Source organism: Flagellimonas beolgyonensis (assembly GCF_003992615.1).
Lineage (GTDB): Bacteria > Bacteroidota > Bacteroidia > Flavobacteriales > Flavobacteriaceae > Flagellimonas > Flagellimonas beolgyonensis.
Genome location: NZ_RZMY01000002.1, coordinates 17,548 through 38,624, shown reverse-complemented (window position 1 = coordinate 38,624; position 21,077 = coordinate 17,548). Strand labels below are relative to the sequence as shown.

Below are 21,077 nucleotides of genomic sequence, written 5' to 3'. Positions count from 1 at the left end.
TGAGAATCAAACCTTGGCCTCTTTAGTAATTTAGTAAAAATCTAACTCAATTTTTGCACAATTATGAAAATTAAAAGCAAACTATTGCTAATCTCGTTTTTGTTGTTTCAAGCAATTCTTTTTGCTCAAAACAATACAACGATTTCGGGAACGGTGCTTGATAGTCAAGGTCAACCCTTACCTGGTGCCAACGTAGTGTTAAAAGGTACTACTACAGGAACCCAAACCGATTTCGATGGAAACTACAGTTTGGACAATGTGCCAGGCAATGGCATTTTGGTGTTCAGTTACATCGGTTATCTTACACAAGAGTTACCTATTAATAATAGGACTTCTTTGGATGTAACGCTACAGGAAGATACCCAAGCTCTCGATGAAGTTGTCGTGGTGGGCTATGGTACCCAGAAAAAAGCGGATCTTACGGGTTCCATTGTAACCGTAAATTCGGAACAAATTGAGAAAACACCCGCTGCCAACCCGGTGCAATCCTTGCAAGGTAGGGTAGCTGGAGTGCAGATTGTTTCTCCGGGATCACCTGGGGCATCACCAACGGTTAGGGTACGTGGTTTGGGAACCTATTCAGATGCAACCAACCTGTTGTATGTGGTGGATGGGATGTTCTACAGTAACATTGACTTTTTGAACCCCAACGACATCAAATCCATGAACGTGCTGAAAGATGCTTCATCTTCTGCCATTTACGGGGTACGGGCCGCCAACGGCGTTATCATTATCGAGACAAAGTCAGGTGCCAAGAACCGTAAGCCACAGATTGAGTATAATGGGTATACAGGCGTACAGCGCGCACAGAATGTGCTGAAAATGGCCAACGCCGAACAATTTGTTACCATGGCCGTGGAATCCGGTTCCACTGCCGATGTGCAATTTGTGCTAAATGCCATGCAACGGTACGGTAGGAGTCGGATAAACCCCAATGTACCCGATGTGAACACCGATTGGTACGATGAGATCATTCGGGACGGGATTATCCAAAACCACAGTTTGAGTGTAACGGGGGGCACGGACAATGTATCCTATTCCTTGGGAACAAACTACTTCTCCCAAGAAGGGTTGTTGGATATGAAAAATGAGTACGAACGATTCAATGTACGCTCTAAAATTGATGTGGATGTGCTGGACAATGTCAAGGTAGGGGTGAATACCGTATTCAGTAATGCCACCCAATACACCCCGGAGAATTCGGCTTGGTTCAAAGCATATTTTGCGGTGCCGATATTACCAGTTTTTGACGAGCTCAACACGGATGCAACCCCTATCCAATATGCCAATGCCCAGGCATTGGGGTATAGGGGCACGCAGAACCCTTTTCCTGATATGGAGTACAATAATAACCGGTTGAAAATCCGTAAGTTATTGACCAATATTTATTTGCAGACCGAGTTGATCAAGGACAAATTGACCTTTAAAACAGCGTACAACCTTGATTATTCTGCTTTGGAGGAGCGCTATGTAAACCTACCTTACAATATGGGATTTGGGGACGAACGAATTTCATCCATCAATAGAAGGCAAAACAATTATTTCAACCAAATATGGGATAACATTTTGACCTACAATGATACTTTTGATCAAGATCACAATGTAACCGTAATGGCTGGTGCTTCCTACAGGGATGAGGCCGCCAACCAATTCCAGGCCACCGGAAGCGATATTGTGGGTATCGATTACGAAACTTCTTGGTATTTGGATTTTGCCGACCCCTTGTCGTTCAACAACAATGTCGGTGAAAACAACCGAAGAATTTACGGCCAATCCTATTTTGGTAGGTTGTCGTACAACTTTAAGGACAGGTATTTGTTATACGGGACTTTCAGGGCAGACCGATCTTCCAAGTTTACCCAAGATCAATGGGGGTATTTTCCCTCTGTGGGTGCCGGTTGGGTAATTTCCCAAGAACCCTTTATGAAGAATGTGGGCTTTTTTGATTTCCTCAAATTGAGGGCTGCATGGGGCCGATTGGGTAATGATAACGTGCCCGCCAGTGCAGGTGCCAATACCATTAGCAACACTACGGTCGATTTGGGCGATACACCTGTGACAGGTATAACCGCGACAAGTACATTTACCGATCTTACTTGGGAGGTAGTGGAAGAGTTGGATTTTGGTATAAACATACGGGCATTCGATAACCGCTTGTCCTTGGAAGCCGATTATTATATCAGGGATACCGAGAATGCCATTATGCCAGTGTACATTCCGATTGCGAACGTAACGGTGAGTCGAAACTCAGGTGTGATTCGAAACTCAGGTGTCGAATTGGCACTGAACTGGAACAACGATATATCTGATGACTTTAGCTATACCGTGGGGGCCAATTTTACCACCGTTAAAAACGAAACGTTGGAGTTAGAGGATACTAGAGGCTATATTGACTCCGGATCTGCGGAATTCCGTCAACGTACAATCGTGGGCGAACCCTTATATGCATTCTATGGGTATGAGACCACAGGGGTGTACCAAAACCAGGCCCAAATAGATGCGGACCCAGTCGCACAGTCGGCCATAGCCAATGGTCAGGACATTGAACCCGGCTATTTGATCTATAGGGATGCCAATGGTGACGGGGCAATCACCGATGAGGATAGGACCGTGTTGGGATCCTTCTTGCCCAAGTTCACCTACGGTGGTAATATCGGGATCAATTATAAGGATTTTGGTTTCTCCATGAACTTCTATGGACAATCCGGTAACAAAATCTTGAACCGAAAAAGAGGCGAGATCATCTTTACCAACGATACCAACATAGATGCTGATTTGGCCAAAAACCGTTGGCATGGGGAAGGCACCAGCAATTCGTACCCTTCTTCTGCAGGTTTAAGGGATAGCTGGAACCAAAAACTCAGTAATTTCTGGGTAGAGGATGGTGATTTCTTCCGTATCCAGAACATACAATTGGCTTACACATTAAGAGGTGCAAAGTTGAAGGGGGTCAATATTCCGGATTTTAAGTTTACCCTTACTGCAGAGCGACCACTGACCCTGTTCAGCTACAATGGCTTCAATCCAGAAGTTTCAGATGGGGTTGATCGTCAAACCTATCCGGTTCCGGCCATCTACACCATTGGAGTTAATGTAAAACTGTAAAAAAAATTGAGATGAAAAACAGAAAAAATTCAGTAATTAAGTTGGCATTTGTCTTGGCTATGTTGCTTTTCACGCACTCCTGTTCCGACAAATTCGACGACATTGAAGGTCAGCTCAATGCAGATGACCTTGACTACAGCGCTACCGAAGATATGGTGCAGGCATTGGTAGGGGCCTATAATATTATAGCGACCAGAGGATGGGAAGAACCCTTATTGCTTTCTGTTCGTGGAGACGATGTAAATGCCGGAGGTCTTGGGGACCAACAACCGTTTGCCGACACCGATAACTTTGTTTACGATCAGGGGTATTGGATGTACAATTCCTTATGGAATCTGCATTACGGTGATATCGTGGGCTTGAATACTGAGATCAGCTTGATTGAAAATTTCAAGGATTTTGCAAATGAAGAAGAAAAGGCAAAGGCCGACCAGTACATTGCCGAAATTAAGGTGATGCGGGCATGGTTGCACTTAAACTTGGCCCGGGTGTGGGGCGATGTGTTCATCATCCAGACCAATCAACCCGACGCTGAAATTGCTGGTGGTACAGTGGCCAAGAATGACGTAATGCAGTTTGTTTCCGATCAAATGGATGAAGTAATTCCACTGTTGCCCAATATGAGGCCCAACGAAAGAACAGATATACCTGGAGGGGTAACACGTTATACGGCATATGCCCTCAAAGCGTTGGCTAATTTGGAAATGGAAGAATACCAAGCAGTGGCCGATGCGGCCGCGGCCATTATCAATTCCAATAAGTTCACGTTGTATCCGGATTATTATAATCTGTTCAAAAAACCAGGGGAATTGAGTGATGAAAGCTTGATGGAACTGCAATTTTCCGATTATGGTTCCAGCACAGGGGATACCTTTTACCACTTGTACGCCCCATTTGGGCCACAAGGATGGACACCTGCACGGGAAAATGCATCCGATGGATGGGGATTTTATGAACCTAGCATGAAATTCATCAAGTTTATGCTGGACAGGGGTGAAACTGAAAGATTGGAAACCAGTGTCCTTTGGACCGATAGGGGTATTGCAGAACTTCAGACCGACCCCAATTATGCAACCTTACCTGGATTTGTTTCCAATACAACCCGCGATGGTGATGTGATCAACGATTATGCCAGGGCACTGTTTGCCAGCGGCAAACACTATTTGCCTTCCGTACAACTTACCGATGGCAGGAACAATTATGGTGGTGGCAAGAATATGATCGTGATCCGCTATGCTGAAGTACTTCTAATGTATGCCGAAGCATTGACACGGGGCGCCACTGGATCGGGCATGACAGCCGACCAAGCAGTGAACCTGATTCGAAGCAGGGCCGGGATGCCCAGCGTTTCTGGAGTATCTGCGGATGATGTTATGGATGAAAAATTTGCCGAATTGGGAATGGAATGGGGCATTCGCTATTATGATATGGTCCGTTTGAACAATTACGGGGAATTGAGCTACGATGGAAGGACCTTCGATGCATCGGATGAATTGCTTCCTTACCCTCAGGCACAATTGGATGCACTTCCAACCCTTGGCGGAAGTTCTGATTAACATTAACCAAATAAACTACGAAAAATGAAATACGCAATAAAATCCATAGGACTCCTTTTAGGTCTCCTGATAGTTTCCTGTAACGAGGGGATAGATCCGATCACAGCAGTGGATGCCGGGGTGGACGAAACCGCTCCGCAAGTGACCATCACTTATCCGACCGAAGGGGTGGAACTAATGCCATTCGAAGAAGAAACATCCATCGACATCAAATTTGAGGTCACCGATGATATTGAAGTGACCGAGGTCAAGGTTTTGGTCGATGGGTCACAAATAGCATCTTTTAATAGCTTTAAGGATTACCGAATCGTATTGGAAGAGGTAACCCATAATGGTTTGGGCAATGGAGACCACAAAGTGGCCGTAACCGCAACTGATATTGAGGGCAAGACAACTACACAAGAGGTGAATTTTGCCAAACTACCACCGTACACCGCCCAGTTTGATGGTGAGGTGTTGTATATGCCCTTTAATGGGGATTACATGGATTTTATCAGTTTTGAGGAAGCAGGTGAAGTAGGTGGTCCTGGTTTTGCAGGTGGTGGATTCTTGGGAGCCGATGCCTTTGAAGGGGCAGCTGATTCCTATTTGACCTTTCCGATGGATAACTTAAAAAGTACAGAGTTCAGTGCTGCTTTCTGGTACAAGGTGAACCCAACACCCGATCGGGCCGGGATTTTGATCGTGGGTGATAATGCCGATGACCGTTTTCAAGGTTTCCGCTTGTTTCGTGAAGGCAACGCCGATGAACAACGCTTGAAATTGAATGTGGGAACAGGTGCCGGCGAAAGCTGGAACGATGGTGGTGTGATCGATGTGACTGCGGGCGAATGGGTGCATGTGGCCGTTTCCATTTCCCAGACCCAAAGCACTATCTACTTTAATGGTATAGAAATGTTATCGGCGAACCTATCGGCACCCATCGATTGGACAGGCTGTGAGGAACTGGTGATCGGTAATGGTGGACCTACCTTCTCCTATTGGGACCATGGTTATGATGCCAGTCAAATGGACGAGTTGCGCATATTCAATAAAGCCCTGACACAAAGTGATGTGCAGATTATGATCAATGCGGCCAATCCCTATGTGCCACAATTTAATGGGGAATCCTTGTACATGCCGTTTGACGGGGACTATATCGATTTGATAGGGAGCAAAGCAGCTTCTACAGTAGGAACACCGGGCTTTACCAACGATAGTCAAGTGGGCGACCAAGCCTTTATGGGCGCTTTGGATTCCCATATCAACTATCCAGCTGAAGGATTGATGACACCAGAGTTCTCGGGAACCTTCTGGTATAAGGTCAATGCCGATCCAGACCGGGCAGGTATCATTACCATTGGGGATGATGAAGTAGATCGTTTCCAAGGATTCCGATTGTTCCGTGAGGGCAATGCCACCGAACAGCGTATTAAGCTGAATGTAGGAACTGGTGGTGGCGAAAGCTGGAACGATGGTGGAGTGATCGATGTTATTGCGGGCGAGTGGGTACATGTGGCCTTCACCATCGCAAGTGATAAAAGTACCATCTATTTCAATGGAACCGAAGTATTGTCATCAGCCATGTCCGCTCCGATAGATTGGACCGGTTGTACCACCTTCAACATTGGAGCTGGTGGACCTACGTTCTCGTATTGGGACCACTTATCCGATTATAGCGCTATTGACGACTTGCGTTTCTTCAACAAGGCATTGACCGCTGAAGAAGTTGCAGCAGTGGCCGGCGGAACCGTAACACCCAAAAATTTTGGATCCACCCTCTATATGCCTTTCGATGGTGCCAATACCGAAGTGAACAACAATGTGGAACCCACCGTGGTGGGAACACCGGGCTTTGCTGGGGAAAGCAACGTGGGAACAGATGCCTACGCCGGAAATACCGATTCCTATTTGACCATACCCATTGATGGATTGTTCAGCAACCAGTTCAGTGGGGCCTTCTGGTACAAGGTGGATGGAGCTCCCGACAGAGCAGGCATTTTAACCGTTAGTCCTCCCATGAACGGTGCTGACAACGATCTTTCAGCAGGTTTCAGGCTGTTCAGGGAAGGTGACGCGGCATCACAACGTATCAAGCTCCATGTGGGCAGTGATGGTGGCGATGTTTGGAACGATGGTGAAGTCATTGATGTAACAGCGGGCGAATGGGTACATATTGCCTTTGTTGTGAGCGATACGTCGACCCAGATTTATTTCAACGGCGAGCCTGTGACCAACATGGGCGATATGACTGGAAAAACCATTAGCTGGGCCAATTGTTCCATTTTATCCATAGGATCGGGCGCACCCAATTTTATTGGGTGGAACCACTTGTCCGACTCCAGTTTTATCGATGATTTGTATTTGTTCGATAAAGCCCTGACACAGGAAGAGATCCAAGCCATTATCAACAAATAGAACAAGTTTCAAATCAATAATTATTCGAGTTAGTTAGTTTAGTTTATGAGGTTAATTTTAATTCCATTGGCTGTTGCATCCTTATTATGGGGATGCAATGGCCAAAAAACTAAGAATACCGAACAGTCAACAGAAAAGTCCAAAGAACAATTGGCCCAAGGGGATGAACAATTGTTGGATTCGGTGCAATACCAGACCTTCAATTACTTTTGGGATGGTGCAGAACCTATATCCGGATTGGCAAGGGAACGTCTCCATATGGACAATGTTTACCCAAGTCATGATAAGAACATCATCACCACAGGTGGCTCAGGTTTTGGCCTGATGGCCATATTGGTAGGAGTGGAGCGACAATTCATCACACGGGAACAAGCGTTGGAACGTTATGAGAAAATCGTTGGGTTCTTGGAAAAGGCAGATCGCTTCCACGGGGCTTGGCCCCATTGGATGGAACCTTCGGGAAAGGTGTCTCCGTTTAGTCCAAAGGACAACGGTGGAGATTTGGTGGAAACCGCTTTTTTGGTGCAAGGTCTATTGGCCGTAAAGGAATATTTTAAAGACGGCAACGAGCGTGAACAAGCGCTCGCAAAGAAAATCCAACAACTCTGGGAAGGAGTGGAATGGGATTGGTACACCAAAGGTGGGGAAGATGTGTTGTATTGGCACTGGAGCCCCGAATACCAATGGGAAATGAATTTTCCGGTCGGCGGCTATAATGAGGCTCTCATTATGTATGTTCTGGCGGCAGCGTCCCCAACACATTCCATAAACAAATCGGTATACGAAAAGGGATGGGCCGTGGATGGCACCATTGCCCAAGATACCCTATATTATGGTCTGGAAACCGAATTGAACCATTATCAGCACGACAATGCGCCCGTAGGACCTTTGTTTTGGGCACATTATTCCTATTTGGGACTGGATCCCAACGGATTGACCGACCAATTTGGGGATTATTGGAAATTGAACCAAAATCATGCATTGATCCATTACAAATATGCAGTGGATAACCCAAAAGGGTTTGAAGGCTATGGGGAAAATTGCTGGGGTTTGACTTCCAGTTATTCAATGAACGGATATGCTGGTCACAGACCCGGTGCCGATCTAGGGGTGATTTCACCCACGGCTGCCCTTTCATCCATGCCATATACCCCAGAGGAAAGCAAACAGTTTTTACGGTATATGTACAGCGAACAAGATAGTTTGATCGGAGAGTTTGGACCCTATGATGCTTTCAGTTTGCAACATAATTGGTATTTGCCCCGCTATTTGGCCATAGATCAAGGGCCCATACCCGTAATGATCGAGAATTACCGAAGTGGATTGCTATGGAAATTGTTCATGCGCAACGAAGATGTACAAAATGGCTTACAAAAACTTGGATTTGAATCCCCCTATATCAAAACCGATGGTTAAAAAAACATGTTCATTTTTGTTGATGGCATTGTTGCTTGTAGCCTGTAGTGGTGGAGATGATGGATATACCTATGTTCCTACCACTCCCGAAATACCAAATGAGGGCTCGGGCAACGAGACACCGACCATTAGCGATACAGAATTGTTGGACCTTACCCAAGAGACCACTTTCAAATATTTTTGGGATTACGCCGAATCCAATTCCGGTGGGGCTCGCGAGCGATACCATCCCAACGATCCAGGCTTAAATGCTGAAGTAGTGACCTCGGGTGGAACCGGTTTTGGCCTGATGGCCATCTTGGTAGGGATTGAACGTGGATTTGTTACCCGTACAGAAGCTTTGACCCGATTGACCACGTTGTTGGACTTTTTGGAAGGGGCAGATCGGTTTCATGGGGCATGGTCCCACTGGATCAATGGTACCACAGGAACAGTGATCCCGTTCAGTAGCCTGGACAATGGAGGTGATTTGGTGGAAACAGCATTTCTGGCCCAGGGCCTGATTTGTGTTAAGGAGTATTTTAAAAACGGCTCCGAGGAGGAAAAGGCACTGGCTCAAAAAGCCGATGCTCTCTGGAAAGGGGTCGAGTGGAATTGGTATACCCAAAACCAAAATGTGCTGTATTGGCATTGGAGCCCCAATTACGGGTTCGACATCAACCTACCTCTGAGGGGATACAATGAGGTATTGATCACCTATATCATGGCGGCCGCATCTCCCGATTACAGCATTGCCAAGGAAGTCTACACTGGTGGGTGGGCTTCTGGGGGTGACATCAAATCCAACAATACCCAATATGGCTATCCCTTATTGGTGAAGCACAACGGAGATGAACAGTTTGGTGGACCTTTGTTTTGGGCGCATTATTCCTATTTGGGTCTGAATCCCAAAAACCTCTCCGACGATTATGTGGATTATTGGGATGTGAACGTCAACCATACCTTGATCAATTATAACTACTGTGTGGACAACCCAAAGTTTTTTGAAGACTATGGCGAGGATTGTTGGGGGTTGACAGCCAGCTATTCCCGTAATAACGATGGTACCTTGGGGTACAATGCGCATAGCCCTGCCAACGATACAGGGGTCATATCGCCGACAGCAGCCATCAGTTCCATTCCTTATACACCTGCCCAATCTTTAAAGGCAATGCACTATTTTTATAAGAACAAGGACAAATTGCTCGGGCCGGCTGGTTTCTACGATGCGTTTAGTCCTGAGAACAACTACTGGGTGGCAGAGGCCTATTTGGCCATAGACCAAGGCCCTCAGATCATTATGATAGAAAACTATAGGACCGGATTCTTATGGAACCTTTTTATGGCCAATGAAGATGTCCAGGCCGGTCTAGCCAAACTCGGATTTTAAAATGAAAGCAAAGTACATCCTATTTTCAATCGTATTGCTCGTAAGCACCATGGTTACTGCCCAATGGCAATCGAAGTATGAACAGAAGACACTTGTGGATGGGGCCGATACCTTAAGGTATCGCATCATGTACCCCAAAAATTTTGATCAAGGCAAAAAATATCCGGTGATCTTGTTTTTGCACGGGGCGGGTGAACGTGGTAGCGATAATGAAAGTCAATTGGTACACGGGGGCAAATTGTTCGCAACGGATTATTTGCAGGAACGGTTTCCGGCCATTGTGATTTTTCCACAGTGTTCAAAAGAAAGTTATTGGTCCAATGTGGATGTGGACCGGAGTACCTATCCCATAAAGTTAAATTTTAACTACGATGGTGGTCCTACCACCCCCTTGCGAATGGTGATGGAACTCTTGGACAATACCCTAAAAGAACCGTATAGCGATGATGATCGGGTGTATCTTATGGGGCTTTCCATGGGGGGGATGGGAACCTTTGAATTATTGAGCAGAAGACCCAAAACTTTTGCTGCTGCAGTGCCCATTTGTGGAGGAGGGGATCCAAACTCCGTTTCCACCTATGCCGAAAATACCCCCTTATGGGTTTTTCACGGCGCACAGGACAATGTTGTAAACCCCTTGCAATCCATGGAAATGGTTTCCGCTCTGCTTAAAGCAGGGGTTTTTCCGAAGTTCACAATGTATGATTTTGCCAATCACAACAGTTGGGATCCCGCATTTGCGGAACCGGACCTTTTGCCATGGCTGTTTTCGCATCGGAGGAAAAATCCCTAGCCAATGGAGCCTAAAAGATTCCTGAGTGCCTTTTTGTTGCTATTTGTTGCTTGTCAGACATTACTCGTAGCCCAGCAGAAAACCTATTGTAATCCCATCAACATCGATTATGGATACACGCCCATACCCAATTTTGCCACCCATGGCAAGCATCGGGCCACGGCTGATCCGGTAATAGTCACCTTCAAGGACAAATACTTTTTATTCTCAACCAATCAATGGGGGTATTGGTGGAGTGATGACATGTACCATTGGAACTTTGTTTCACGAAAATTCTTGCGGGAACGAAATGTAACCTATGATGAGCTTTGTGCACCCGCCGCTTTTGTGATGAAGGATGAGCTGTACCTGATCGGTTCTACCCACGGTCCTGCATTTTCCATGTGGAAAAGCAAAGATCCAACAACCGATAATTGGGAAATTGCTGTGGATTCGTTGAAAGCTGGAGCCTGGGACCCAGGTTTTTTGTATGAAGCGGATACCGACAAACTCTATATGTATTGGGGATCCAGCAATGTGTTTCCAATTTTGGGGACCGAGATCAATACCAAAACCCTCCAATCCGAAGGTTATGTAAAACCATTGATTGCCTTGGCGCCCGAAGATCATGGTTGGGAACGGTTTGGGGAGTACAACGACAACACCTTTTTACAGCCCTTTATGGAGGGTGCTTGGATGACCAAGTACAACGGGAAGTATTATTTACAGTATGGTGGGCCGGGTACCGAATTCAGTGGATATGCCGATGGAGTATATGTAAGTGACAAACCCTTGGACGCCTTTGCCTACCAACATCACAATCCGTTCTCCTACAAACCTGGGGGATTTGCCCGCGGTGCTGGCCATGGGGCAACGTATCAGGATATGTTTGGAAATTGGTGGCATGTCTCCACCATCATTCTGAACCAAAAGAACAGTTTTGAACGCCGGATTGGTATATGGCCTGCCGGTTTTGATGAAGACGATGTCATGTACAGCAATACGGCCTATGGCGATTACCCCACTTTCTTGCCACAAGAGAATGCAAATCATCTAAAAGGGTTGTTCACAGGATGGATGTTGCTCAATTACAACAAACCTGTCCAGGTATCTTCCACTCTGGGCGGCTATGCTCCCAATAACGCCGTTGATGAGAACATGCGATCGTATTGGAGTGCCAAAACGGGTGAAAAGGGGGAATGGTTCCAGACCGATTTGGGAGAAATAGCGACTATCAACGCGATTCAAATCAATTATGCGGATCAGGACGCGGAGTTCTTTGGTAAATCCGAAGGGGTATACCATCAATATAAGATCTACAGTTCACTGGATGGAAAAAAATGGAGCCTTTTGGTAGACAAGGGCAACAATACCACTGATGTGCCCCATGATTACATCGAATTGAAAAAACCAGCAAGGGCACGTTACCTTAAAATGGTCAACCTCAAAATGCCCACAGGAAAATTTGCTCTGAGCGGTTTCCGTGTCTTTGGAAAAGGAAGTACTGCAAAACCAGCATCCGTTGAAGATTTTGTCGTACTCAGAAACGGTCCCGATAAATTTGGGGAACGAAGGAATGCTTGGCTTCGCTGGAAACTGAACGACCTTGCGGACGGATATGTTATTTACTTTGGCAAATCTAAGGATAAACTTTACGGCAGTATCATGGTCTATGGTGCCAATGAATACTATTTCTCGGGCATGGACCGCACCGATGCCTACTATTTTCTAATTGAAGCTTTTAATGGCAATGGTATTTCACAACGAAGTACCATTGTAAAATCAGAATAAACAAACAAAACAACCAAATCATGACTATCAAAAAATGCTGCATACTTTTTGGGGTATGCCTTGCTTTTACGCTCAATGCCCAAAACCGAATTCCGGAGGTGGAGGCCCTTTTGCAAAAAATGACCTTGGAGGAAAAAATAGGCCAATTGAACTTATTGACACCCGGTGGCGGAGTTGCCACAGGAGAGGTGGTGAGCAAGAACGTGGAAGCGAAGATCAAGGCCGGACAGGTGGGTGGACTTTTTGGGGTTGCCGGACCGGAAAAAGTACGGGTAGCCCAAGAATTGGCCGTTAAAGAAAGCCGTTTGGGGATTCCGTTGTTGTTCGGCTCCGATGTGATCCATGGTTATAAGACCACCTATCCAATCCCTTTGGGATTGTCGGCAAGTTGGGATTTGGACCTGATGAAACAAGCGGCCCAAATGGCCGCAAGGGAGGCCACCGCAGATGGAATCAACTGGAATTTCTCACCCATGGTCGACATTGCACGAGACCCCAGATGGGGCCGAATGGCCGAGGGAGCTGGGGAAGACCCATACCTTGGTTCCAGAATTGCTACTGCCATGGTGGAAGGTTACCAAGGAAACGACTTGGCCGCTGCACATACCATGTTGGCCTGTGTTAAGCATTTTGCGCTCTACGGCGCATCGGAGGCAGGTCGGGATTACCATTCGGTGGACATGGGCAAAATCAAAATGTTCAACCAGTACCTACCACCGTATAAAGCGGCCGTGGATGCTGGTGTTGCCAGTGTAATGAGTTCCTTCAACGATGTGGATGGTATTCCAGCCTCTGGCAACAAATGGTTGCTTACCGATTTGCTGCGTGATCGTTGGGGTTTTGAAGGTTTCGTGGTATCCGACTATACATCCGTTAACGAAATGATAGCTCACGGACTGGGAGATCTTCAAGCTGTATCCGCACTTTCATTGAATGCCGGGCTGGATATGGATATGGTCGGGGAAGGTTTTTTGACCACCCTGAAAAAATCGGTGGAAGACGGAAAAGTGACCGAGGAAGCCATTACCAACGCCTGTAGAAGAATTTTGGAAGCCAAGTATAATTCAGGTCTTTTTGATGATCCCTATCGCTATCTGGACAGCAAAAGGCCAATAAAAGATATTTTAACAGTCGAGAACAGGGCATTGGCCAGGAAGTTGGCGGCCCATTCCTTTGTTTTGCTCAAGAACCACGGGCAGATACTGCCTGTTAAAAAGAATCAAAAAATTGCATTGATAGGACCCCTTGCAGACAGTCGGAACAATATGTTGGGTACCTGGGCACCCACTGGGGATACCCATCTGGCCGTGACCGTTTTGGAAGGATTCAGGAATGTGGCTCCAAATGCCACTATCGGTTTTGCCAAGGGCGCCAATATTGCTGACGACCCCATTTTTGCCGAGCATGTGAATGTCTTTGGTCCCCGAATTGAAATAGATGAACGGGCACCCGAAGTTTTGGTAGATGAAGCCGTACAATTGGCCTTAAATTCCGACGTGGTGATCGCAGTGGTTGGTGAAGCCACCGAAATGAGCGGGGAAGCCGCAAGCCGCACCGATATTTCCATTCCGGAGAGCCAAAAAATATTGATTCGTGCCTTAGTGGCAACTGGAAAACCCGTGGCCTTGGTTTTGATGAGTGGTAGACCCTTGACCATTCCCGATGAATATGAGCTGCCCGTAGCCATTTTACAAGTTTGGCACCCAGGTGTGGAAGCGGGCAACGCTATTGCCGATGTTGTTTTTGGAGATTACAACCCATCGGGAAAATTAACGGCCACATGGCCTAGAAACGTGGGACAGATACCAATTTATTACAGTGCCAAGAATACAGGAAGACCGGCACCGGAAAGTGGGGAGTTTCAGAAATTCAGATCTAACTATTTGGATGCCCCCAATTCACCTTTGTTTCCATTTGGGTATGGGTTGAGCTATACCACTTTTGAATATTCCGATTTAAAATTGGACAAAGAAACCATTGGACAGGATGAATCAATCTCGGTAACCGTTACCGTTACCAATACCGGAAATTTCGATGGAGAGGAAGTAGTGCAATTGTACCTTAGGGATGTGGTACGGAGCATAACCCCGCCCAAAAGGGAGTTGAAAGGATTTGAGAAAGTATTCTTGAAAAAAGGTGAGCGCAAGGAAGTGACCATCACACTGTCACCAAATGACCTGAAATTTTATAACGGCCAATTGGAGTATGTGGCCGAACCCGGTGATTTTGAAGTGTTTGTTGGGACCAACTCCGATGCCCAACTTTCAAAATCCTTTGTTTTAAAATAGTAAGGATCTAATCTGAAAACCAAATTACTATGCAATTGAGATTCATATTGTTGCTACTGTGCGCGGTTATGATTTCCTGTAAACAACAGCAAAAGCAGCAAGCAGCAGTCAACCAAAACCCACCTAACATTCTGTTCATAATGTCCGATGATCATGCCTTTCAGGCCATTAGTGCTTATGGACACGAACTGGGAAAATTGGCACCAACTCCCAATATTGACCGAATTGCCAAAAACGGCACCATTTTTCAGAATAATTTCTGTACAAATTCCATCTGCGGGCCTAGTAGAGCAGTGATTTTAACGGGTAAACATAGCCACATCAACGGATTTCGCATGAATGGGGAACAGTTCGATGGCAACCAGCCCACCTTGCCCAAATATTTGAAAAAGCTAGGGTACCAAACGGCAATCATCGGCAAATGGCATTTGCACGGTCCACCTACGGGCTTCGATTATTGGGACATTTTGAACGATCAGGGTAATTATTACAATCCTGAGTTCATTTCTGGTGAGGATACCACGGTTGTAGACGGCTATGCCACAGATTTGATCACTGAAAAGGGTTTGGCGTGGTTAAAACAGCGGCAAGGCTCCAAGGAGCCTTTTTATTTGATGGTCCACCATAAAGCTCCCCATCGGAATTGGATGCCTGCCTTACGCCATTTGAATGTGTATGATTCGATTACTTTTCCTTTACCAGATACTTATTTTCCCGAATTTGAAAACCAACAGGCCGCTGCAGAACAGCAACAGACCATTTACAAAGACATGTTTGAGGGCCACGATCTTAAAATGAGCGATGGTTATGGAAGCACGGAGCTGGCCCACAATCCATGGACCACCGATTTTGAACGAATGACCCCAGAACAGCGAAATATCTGGGACCAAGCTTATTTGGCCAAAAACAATGCATTTTATGAAGCCAATCTACATGGCAGGGAATTGGCCGAATGGAAGGGCCAACGTTACTTGCATGAATATTTGGCAACGGTAAAGGCAGTGGATGAAGGCGTTGGAAAAATTTTGGATTATTTGGAAGAAACCGGTTTGGACAAAAACACCTTGGTAGTCTATACCTCCGATCAAGGGTTTTATTTGGGGGAACATGGATGGTTCGACAAGCGATTTATGTACGAAGAGTCCATGAAAATGCCATTGTTAATGCAATTGCCTGGTGTAATCAAACCAGGGACCACCATCGATGCGATGGTACAGAACTTGGATTTCGCCCCAACCTTTTTGGATTTGGCGGGTGGCAAGCAATATGCCAATGAAATGCAGGGTACTTCGTTTTTGGAGGTCTTGGAGGGGAAAACAAATGATTTTAAGGATGCCGTTTATTATCATTACTATGATTATCCAGCTTTTCATATGGTAAAACGGCAATACGGTGTACGCACCAAAAGGTACAAGCTCATCCATTTTTATGATGATATTGATACTTGGGAATTCTACGATCTTCAAAACGATCCCAAAGAGTTGCACAACGCCATCAATGACGATGAATATAAGCATATCGTAAACTTGATGCATCGAAAATTGGATAGCTTGCAGGAGGTATATAATGTAACCGGAAAAGAGTTTAAAACAACTCCCAAGGAGAAAGTTGACCAAGCATACGAAGGTTTTAAAAAGTTAAGGGGAACACCAATAGATTAGTGAAGAAATCGAAACAATCTCCATAAGACCATATTAAGGATACGAGGTATAGTAAATTCATATTTCTTAATATAATTGGTCATTTTTACCGGCCAGAAGGTCTTTTTCCGTGAAGAACAGATACTTAATTTCTCTAAGTCTTTATTGATGTTTGGGTTTGATTTTTTTACGCATGGTTCGCAACTATTCTATACATATTCTGTTTCCTGAAACGTTGGAAATGTCTCATCATGGAATTGTTGGCAATGGATATTCGGTAGTGACTTTTGGGGACAAATTTCGAAAAAAGACGAATGTTGAGGCTTTAGGAACTTTTTAAACCATAATTATATCAAATTCATAATGGGCCTAAAAAGAAAAATCCTGTAAACTTATTGATTTACAGGATTTTGATATCTTATGGTTTCTTAAAAAGTGACCTGGCTGGGGCTCGAACCCAGGACCCTCTCCTTAAAAGGGAGATGCTCTACCAACTGAGCTACCAGGTCAAGATTTCAGTGCCAAGCTGTTTTGCTAAGCGGGTGCAAATATAATATCAATAATCTATTTTCCAAGGTGAATTAATGATAAATTTGTGTTTTTTTGAAAACGAAGGAAAAACGCACTTATGAAAATTGTATTGATGGGTTATATGGCTAGTGGGAAGTCGACAGTTGGACGACTGTTGGCCAGTGATTTAGAAATTCCGTTCATCGATTTGGATGACTTTATCGAGGAACAGGAAAAAAAATCCATTCAAACCATTTTTTCTGAAAGGGGCGAGATCTATTTTCGAAAATTAGAGCATCAAATGTTGCAAAAAGTGTTGTCGGAAAACGAATCCATTGTGCTGTCCACAGGTGGTGGAACGCCCTGCTATGGAAACAATATGCAAACCATTTTGGAACAGGCAGACCATTCCGTTTACCTTCAAATGTCTATCCCCGATTTAGTGGATCGGATAGCCAAAGGAAAGGCCAACCGACCCTTGGTGCAGGCCATTGCCGATGAAGATTTACCCGAATTTGTAGGGAAACATCTTTTTGAACGAATTCCATTTTACGCCCAGGCACAGCATGTATTGAACGGAAAGGGAACCCCTGCCGAAGTGGTCGCGGATATTAAAAAACACCTACTCCTCTAAATAAACGGCGTTGTTCTTTCCTTCAAAAACCACTTTGATGTGCTCATTCAAGGAGGTGGAAAGGGAAATCCCCTTGAAATCGGCCTTGATGGGATATTTTTTATGGTTTCGGTTGACCAAGACGGCCGTTTTTAATTGTTTGATAGGCGTTTTTAGGAAGTGGTGGGTGCCATAAATCAATGTAGTGCCAGAATTTAGTACATCATCTACCAGCACAATGGATTTATTTTTGTATTCCGCTTCGGAGATGGATGTCTGAACACCGCTCTTTAGTGGGTTTGACTTATCCATGTCCACTTTGCACAGCACAATGTTGGCATCGGTTATCTTACCCAATATGGTGGCAATTTTCTTTGCAAATTGTAAACCGCCCCCATTGATGCCTGCAATAACAATTTCCTTTTCGTCTACATTGGTCTCGTAGATCTGATAGGCTATCCGTTTAGCAATGTGCTCTATTTGTTCATGGGTAAGGATACGATTGTTCATGCGCTATATAATTGTTCCAAAGATAAAAAACAGATCATTCAGATTCGTCCAAATAATCGTCAATGTCCCTTCGGTCTTTTTTGGTCGGTCGTCCCAGACCCTTTTTACGGTAGTGTGTCTTTGCAAAGGTAAGCAGCTCATTGTGCTCAAAGGCTTCCTTGGGCGTGGTGTCCTTTCTGTAAATATCCACCAGTTTGGCGCCAACACGGCTCTCGGGAATATCCAAAACGGTGAGCTGATAATCGATTTGGTCCTTTCGCACAACGATCTTGTCCATGGGGTACACCTCCCGGGAAGGTTTCACGGTAGCGCCGTTAACCTTTACCTGTCCTTTTTTAACGGCAGTGGACGCCAAGTTTCGGGTCTTGTAATATCGGGTACACCAAAGGTACTTGTCTATCCGCATGGTCTTTGCAAATCTTTGTTAATGGACTCAACAAAAATAACTGAAAATTGTATCTTGCGCAGCTAAATGATACAATGGATGAGATATAGGATTATTGTTTCTTTGGTAATGGCAGTGCTTCTTTTTTCCTGTAAGAGGGACGACGATAACGATGTTATAGAGGTGCCACCAAGTTTATTGAGCGATGTAGCCCCGGAAGACGATGCAGCCATTAGGGAATTCTTGAGCACCCATTTTTTCAATTACGAGGATTTCCAGAACGAGCCCAATGTTTCACACGAGATCGTTATCGGAACCATTGCTGGGGATAATGCCGACAAAACCCCAATGTTGGATTTTGCGGTTCCGATTACCATCAAAGTTTCCTCCAGTTATTTGGGTTTGGATGCGGAGGAAACCGATATTCCCCACACGTTGTATTATATAGATGTAAAGCAAGGTACCGGTGACAAAGGGCCTACCGTTGCCGATTCGGTTTTGGTACGGTACCAAGGCTCGTTGTTGGATGGTACTTTGTTCGATGAAAGTAAGGATTTTACTTGGCAGGAATTGCCTTTTACTGCTCTGGGGTATTCCAATGGCATAGCACAATTAAAATCGGGGACTGCCGATCAAATAGTGGACAACCCCGATGGAACCTATGATATTACGAACAGTGGTCAAGGCATTATAATTATGCCGTCAGGACTTGCCTATTTTAACAATCCCCCAACCAACATAATTCCATTATATGCACCATTGCTCTTTAAGGTGGAAGTTGGGCTTTTTATAGAGGATACAGATAATGATAATGATGGTATACCCTCCATAAAAGAAGATTTGAACGGTAACGGGTATTTGTTTGATGACAATACTGATTCAGATTCGGAATCTTTTACCTTTTTTGCCAACTTTAGGGATGCCGATGATGATGGGGACGGCGTTTCCACAAGAAATGAAATAACGGATGATAATGGCAACATTATTTTCCCATATCCTGATACAGATGGAGATGGGGTTCCCGATTATTTGGATCCAGATACCAACTAATGAAATAAAAAAAGCCCGATCCATGGATCGGGCTTTTTGTTTTATATAAATACTCAACTACAATTTCAAAGACAGGGCAAAAATAACCTGTGAAGGTCTGGAATCTACCCTTCCGGAAACCGTGGTAATATTGTTGTCGATAAATTCGGCCTCGTTTTCGGAAAAGCCTCGCTCGTAGCGTAAATCCAATCCGATTTTGCCCAAGTTAACTCCAACCCCGGCATTTAGGCCAACGGTAAAGTCGTTTTTCACGTCTTCCACTTGTAGGTCTCCCAAATCATTTTTAAGGGTGTATTGGAATGCTGGTCCTGCAAAAACATGAAGGGGACCGATCAACTTGTAGCCCAATAGAACGGGCAAGTCCAATTTGGAGATGTCATAATCTTGGGATTCTCCATCCACATCGTAGGAACTTTTGGTCTTGGAATACACCAATTCGGGTCGTAGATAAATTTTTGGAAAGTCCAATTTTCCCCAAAAACCAAAATGGAAACCTGCCTTTCCCTCGGCACCTTCAATGATGTCCTGTCCACCATCGCCGACGGAACTGATCAAATCACCGTTTTTGTTGTAAGATAAACCGGCCTTAACACCAAATCCTGACCCACTTTGGGCCCATGCAGTTGCTCCGATTAGGGCAAAAACTGCTACTAGAAGCGTTTTTCTCATAAATGTTCATTTTTAAAAGGTTGAAGTATATCCACAAAAAGGATACCGGAAACTATTTCCGCTTCAACACTCTTAAAACGGCTGCTTCTATGGCTTTATTGTTCAAACCGTACTTCTCCATCAATTGCTCAGGGGTACCACTTTCACCAAACGTATCTTGGGTAGCGATAAATTCTTGTGGGGTGGGATGGTGGGTGGCCAAAACCCGGGCAACACTCTCACCCAATCCGCCCAAATAGTTGTGTTCCTCTGCAGTTACCACGCAACCTGTTTTCTTCACGGAATCCAAAATGGCTTTGTCATCCAATGGTTTAATGGTGTGCATGTTGATCACTTCGGCAGAAATACCTTGGTTTTCCAATGCCTCGGCAGCCATCAGGGATTCCCAGACCAAATGGCCGGTGGCAATAATGGTCACATCGGTACCTTCACTGAGCATTAATGCTTTCCCAATCTCAAATTTTTGGTCCACAGGGGTAAAGTTGGCCACTTTGGGTCTTCCAAAACGAAGGTATACGGGTCCATGGTGCACCGCAATGGCGATGGTGGCCGCTTTGGTCTGGTTAAAATCACATGGATTGATCACGGTCATTCCAGGTAACATTTTCATCAAACCGATATCCTCCAAAATTTGATGGGTGGCACCATCTTCCCCAAGGGTAAGTCCGGCGTGGGAAGCACATATTTTCACATTCTTGTCGGAATAGGCTATGGATTGGCGAATTTGATCGTAGACACGTCCTGTGGCGAAATTCGCAAAGGAGGACGCAAAAGGAATCTTGCCCCCGATGGTCAAACCGGCTGCAATCCCCATCATGTTGGCCTCGGCAATCCCCACCTGAAAGAACCGTTCCGGGTTCTCTTCAATAAAGGTTTCAATTTTTAGGGAGCCCACGAGGTCGGCACAAAGGGCCACTACATTGGGATTGGTCCTTCCGAGTTCGGTCATTCCTGCACCGTAACCGCTGCGTGTGTCCTGTTTTCCTTGGTCTGTATATTTTGTCAT

Annotated in this window: 15 protein-coding genes and 1 tRNA gene; 11 read left to right on the top strand and 5 right to left on the bottom strand. The window is 45.2% G+C overall.

What is annotated here, in order from left to right:
- Window positions 1–63: 63 nt before the first annotated feature.
- From EO131_RS00685 to EO131_RS00645, 9 genes are read left to right on the top strand one after another with little or no spacing between them, the layout of a single operon-like run.
- Window positions 64–3,105 (top strand): SusC/RagA family TonB-linked outer membrane protein, encoded by a 3,042-nt coding sequence (locus EO131_RS00685; protein WP_127018432.1) that lies wholly within the window; start codon window positions 64–66, stop codon window positions 3,103–3,105.
- Between the two features lie 11 nt (window positions 3,106–3,116).
- A complete protein-coding gene (locus EO131_RS00680) occupies window positions 3,117–4,661 on the top strand; it encodes a RagB/SusD family nutrient uptake outer membrane protein (RefSeq protein ID WP_127018431.1) in 1,545 nt (514 codons plus the stop codon).
- Between the two features lie 24 nt (window positions 4,662–4,685).
- Entirely contained in the window at window positions 4,686–7,058 is a 2,373-nt protein-coding gene (locus EO131_RS00675; protein ID WP_127018430.1) for a LamG-like jellyroll fold domain-containing protein, read from the top strand.
- Between the two features lie 45 nt (window positions 7,059–7,103).
- Window positions 7,104–8,474: a glucoamylase family protein gene (locus EO131_RS00670; RefSeq protein ID WP_127018429.1), complete on the top strand. Its 1,371-nt coding sequence runs from the start codon at window positions 7,104–7,106 to the stop codon at window positions 8,472–8,474.
- A gap of 22 nt (window positions 8,475–8,496) precedes the next feature.
- The gene (locus EO131_RS00665; protein WP_241243753.1) at window positions 8,497–9,843 is read left to right on the top strand and encodes a glucoamylase family protein; all 1,347 of its coding nucleotides are present in this window, start codon (window positions 8,497–8,499) and stop codon (window positions 9,841–9,843) included.
- A gap of 1 nt (window position 9,844) precedes the next feature.
- A complete protein-coding gene (locus tag EO131_RS00660; protein ID WP_127018427.1) occupies window positions 9,845–10,636 on the top strand; it encodes a carboxylesterase family protein in 792 nt (263 codons plus the stop codon).
- Between the two features lie 3 nt (window positions 10,637–10,639).
- Window positions 10,640–12,406, top strand: a complete 1,767-nt coding sequence (locus tag EO131_RS00655; protein WP_127018426.1) for a discoidin domain-containing protein — start codon at window positions 10,640–10,642, stop codon at window positions 12,404–12,406.
- Between the two features lie 20 nt (window positions 12,407–12,426).
- Window positions 12,427–14,694, top strand: a complete 2,268-nt coding sequence (gene bglX / locus EO131_RS00650) for a beta-glucosidase BglX (protein WP_127018425.1) — start codon at window positions 12,427–12,429, stop codon at window positions 14,692–14,694.
- Between the two features lie 29 nt (window positions 14,695–14,723).
- A complete protein-coding gene (locus EO131_RS00645) occupies window positions 14,724–16,355 on the top strand; it encodes a sulfatase family protein (protein ID WP_127018424.1) in 1,632 nt (543 codons plus the stop codon).
- 415 nt (window positions 16,356–16,770) lie between these two features.
- Here EO131_RS00645 and EO131_RS00640 read toward each other — a convergent pair.
- A tRNA-Lys gene (locus EO131_RS00640) sits at window positions 16,771–16,843 on the bottom strand.
- 119 nt (window positions 16,844–16,962) lie between these two features.
- On the opposite strand from EO131_RS00640, the gene EO131_RS00635 reads away from it, so the two are divergent.
- On the top strand, window positions 16,963–17,478 hold the full coding sequence (locus EO131_RS00635; RefSeq protein ID WP_127018423.1) for a shikimate kinase: 516 nt from the start codon (window positions 16,963–16,965) through the stop codon (window positions 17,476–17,478).
- Here the strand turns inward: EO131_RS00635 and EO131_RS00630 are convergent.
- Window positions 17,467–17,967, bottom strand: a complete 501-nt coding sequence (locus EO131_RS00630) for a phosphoribosyltransferase domain-containing protein (protein ID WP_127018422.1) — start codon at window positions 17,965–17,967, stop codon at window positions 17,467–17,469. The two genes, EO131_RS00635 and EO131_RS00630, sit on opposite strands and share 12 nt — an antisense overlap.
- Window positions 17,968–18,001: 34 nt before the next feature.
- The gene (locus EO131_RS00625) at window positions 18,002–18,373 is read right to left on the bottom strand and encodes an RNA-binding S4 domain-containing protein (RefSeq protein WP_127018421.1); all 372 of its coding nucleotides are present in this window, start codon (window positions 18,371–18,373) and stop codon (window positions 18,002–18,004) included.
- Window positions 18,374–18,451: 78 nt separating this feature from the next.
- On the opposite strand from EO131_RS00625, the gene EO131_RS00620 reads away from it, so the two are divergent.
- Window positions 18,452–19,402 carry an FKBP-type peptidyl-prolyl cis-trans isomerase gene (locus EO131_RS00620; protein ID WP_127018420.1) on the top strand — a complete coding sequence of 317 codons (951 nt, stop codon included), beginning with the start codon at window positions 18,452–18,454 and terminating at the stop codon, window positions 19,400–19,402.
- Window positions 19,403–19,459: 57 nt separating this feature from the next.
- Here EO131_RS00620 and EO131_RS00615 read toward each other — a convergent pair whose 3' ends face one another.
- Together EO131_RS00615 and EO131_RS00610 are read right to left on the bottom strand one after the other, a co-directional pair.
- Complete coding sequence (locus tag EO131_RS00615) at window positions 19,460–20,071, bottom strand: outer membrane beta-barrel protein (protein WP_127018419.1); 612 nt, start codon at window positions 20,069–20,071, stop codon at window positions 19,460–19,462.
- Between the two features lie 52 nt (window positions 20,072–20,123).
- On the bottom strand, window positions 20,124–21,077 hold the full coding sequence (locus tag EO131_RS00610; protein ID WP_127018418.1) for a transketolase family protein: 954 nt from the start codon (window positions 21,075–21,077) through the stop codon (window positions 20,124–20,126).

What these genes read in the sequence shown, in the direction of transcription:
- EO131_RS00680 (WP_127018431.1), top strand. Translation starts at nt 3,117, where the DNA reads ATGAAAAACAGAAAAAATTCAGTAATTAAGTTGGCATTTGTCTTGGCT.
- EO131_RS00665 (WP_241243753.1), top strand. Translation starts at nt 8,497, where the DNA reads ATGGCATTGTTGCTTGTAGCCTGTAGTGGTGGAGATGATGGATATACC.
- EO131_RS00655 (WP_127018426.1), top strand. Translation starts at nt 10,640, where the DNA reads ATGGAGCCTAAAAGATTCCTGAGTGCCTTTTTGTTGCTATTTGTTGCT.
- EO131_RS00620 (WP_127018420.1), top strand. Translation starts at nt 18,452, where the DNA reads ATGAGATATAGGATTATTGTTTCTTTGGTAATGGCAGTGCTTCTTTTT.
- EO131_RS00615 (WP_127018419.1), bottom strand. Translation starts at nt 20,071, where the DNA reads ATGAGAAAAACGCTTCTAGTAGCAGTTTTTGCCCTAATCGGAGCAACT.
- EO131_RS00630 (WP_127018422.1), bottom strand. Translation starts at nt 17,967, where the DNA reads ATGAACAATCGTATCCTTACCCATGAACAAATAGAGCACATTGCTAAA.
- EO131_RS00675 (WP_127018430.1), top strand. Translation starts at nt 4,686, where the DNA reads ATGAAATACGCAATAAAATCCATAGGACTCCTTTTAGGTCTCCTGATA.
- EO131_RS00670 (WP_127018429.1), top strand. Translation starts at nt 7,104, where the DNA reads ATGAGGTTAATTTTAATTCCATTGGCTGTTGCATCCTTATTATGGGGA.
- EO131_RS00610 (WP_127018418.1), bottom strand. Translation starts at nt 21,077, where the DNA reads ATGACAAAATATACAGACCAAGGAAAACAGGACACACGCAGCGGTTAC.
- EO131_RS00625 (WP_127018421.1), bottom strand. Translation starts at nt 18,373, where the DNA reads ATGCGGATAGACAAGTACCTTTGGTGTACCCGATATTACAAGACCCGA.
- EO131_RS00660 (WP_127018427.1), top strand. Translation starts at nt 9,845, where the DNA reads ATGAAAGCAAAGTACATCCTATTTTCAATCGTATTGCTCGTAAGCACC.
- EO131_RS00685 (WP_127018432.1), top strand. Translation starts at nt 64, where the DNA reads ATGAAAATTAAAAGCAAACTATTGCTAATCTCGTTTTTGTTGTTTCAA.
- EO131_RS00645 (WP_127018424.1), top strand. Translation starts at nt 14,724, where the DNA reads ATGCAATTGAGATTCATATTGTTGCTACTGTGCGCGGTTATGATTTCC.
- EO131_RS00635 (WP_127018423.1), top strand. Translation starts at nt 16,963, where the DNA reads ATGAAAATTGTATTGATGGGTTATATGGCTAGTGGGAAGTCGACAGTT.
- bglX (WP_127018425.1), top strand. Translation starts at nt 12,427, where the DNA reads ATGACTATCAAAAAATGCTGCATACTTTTTGGGGTATGCCTTGCTTTT.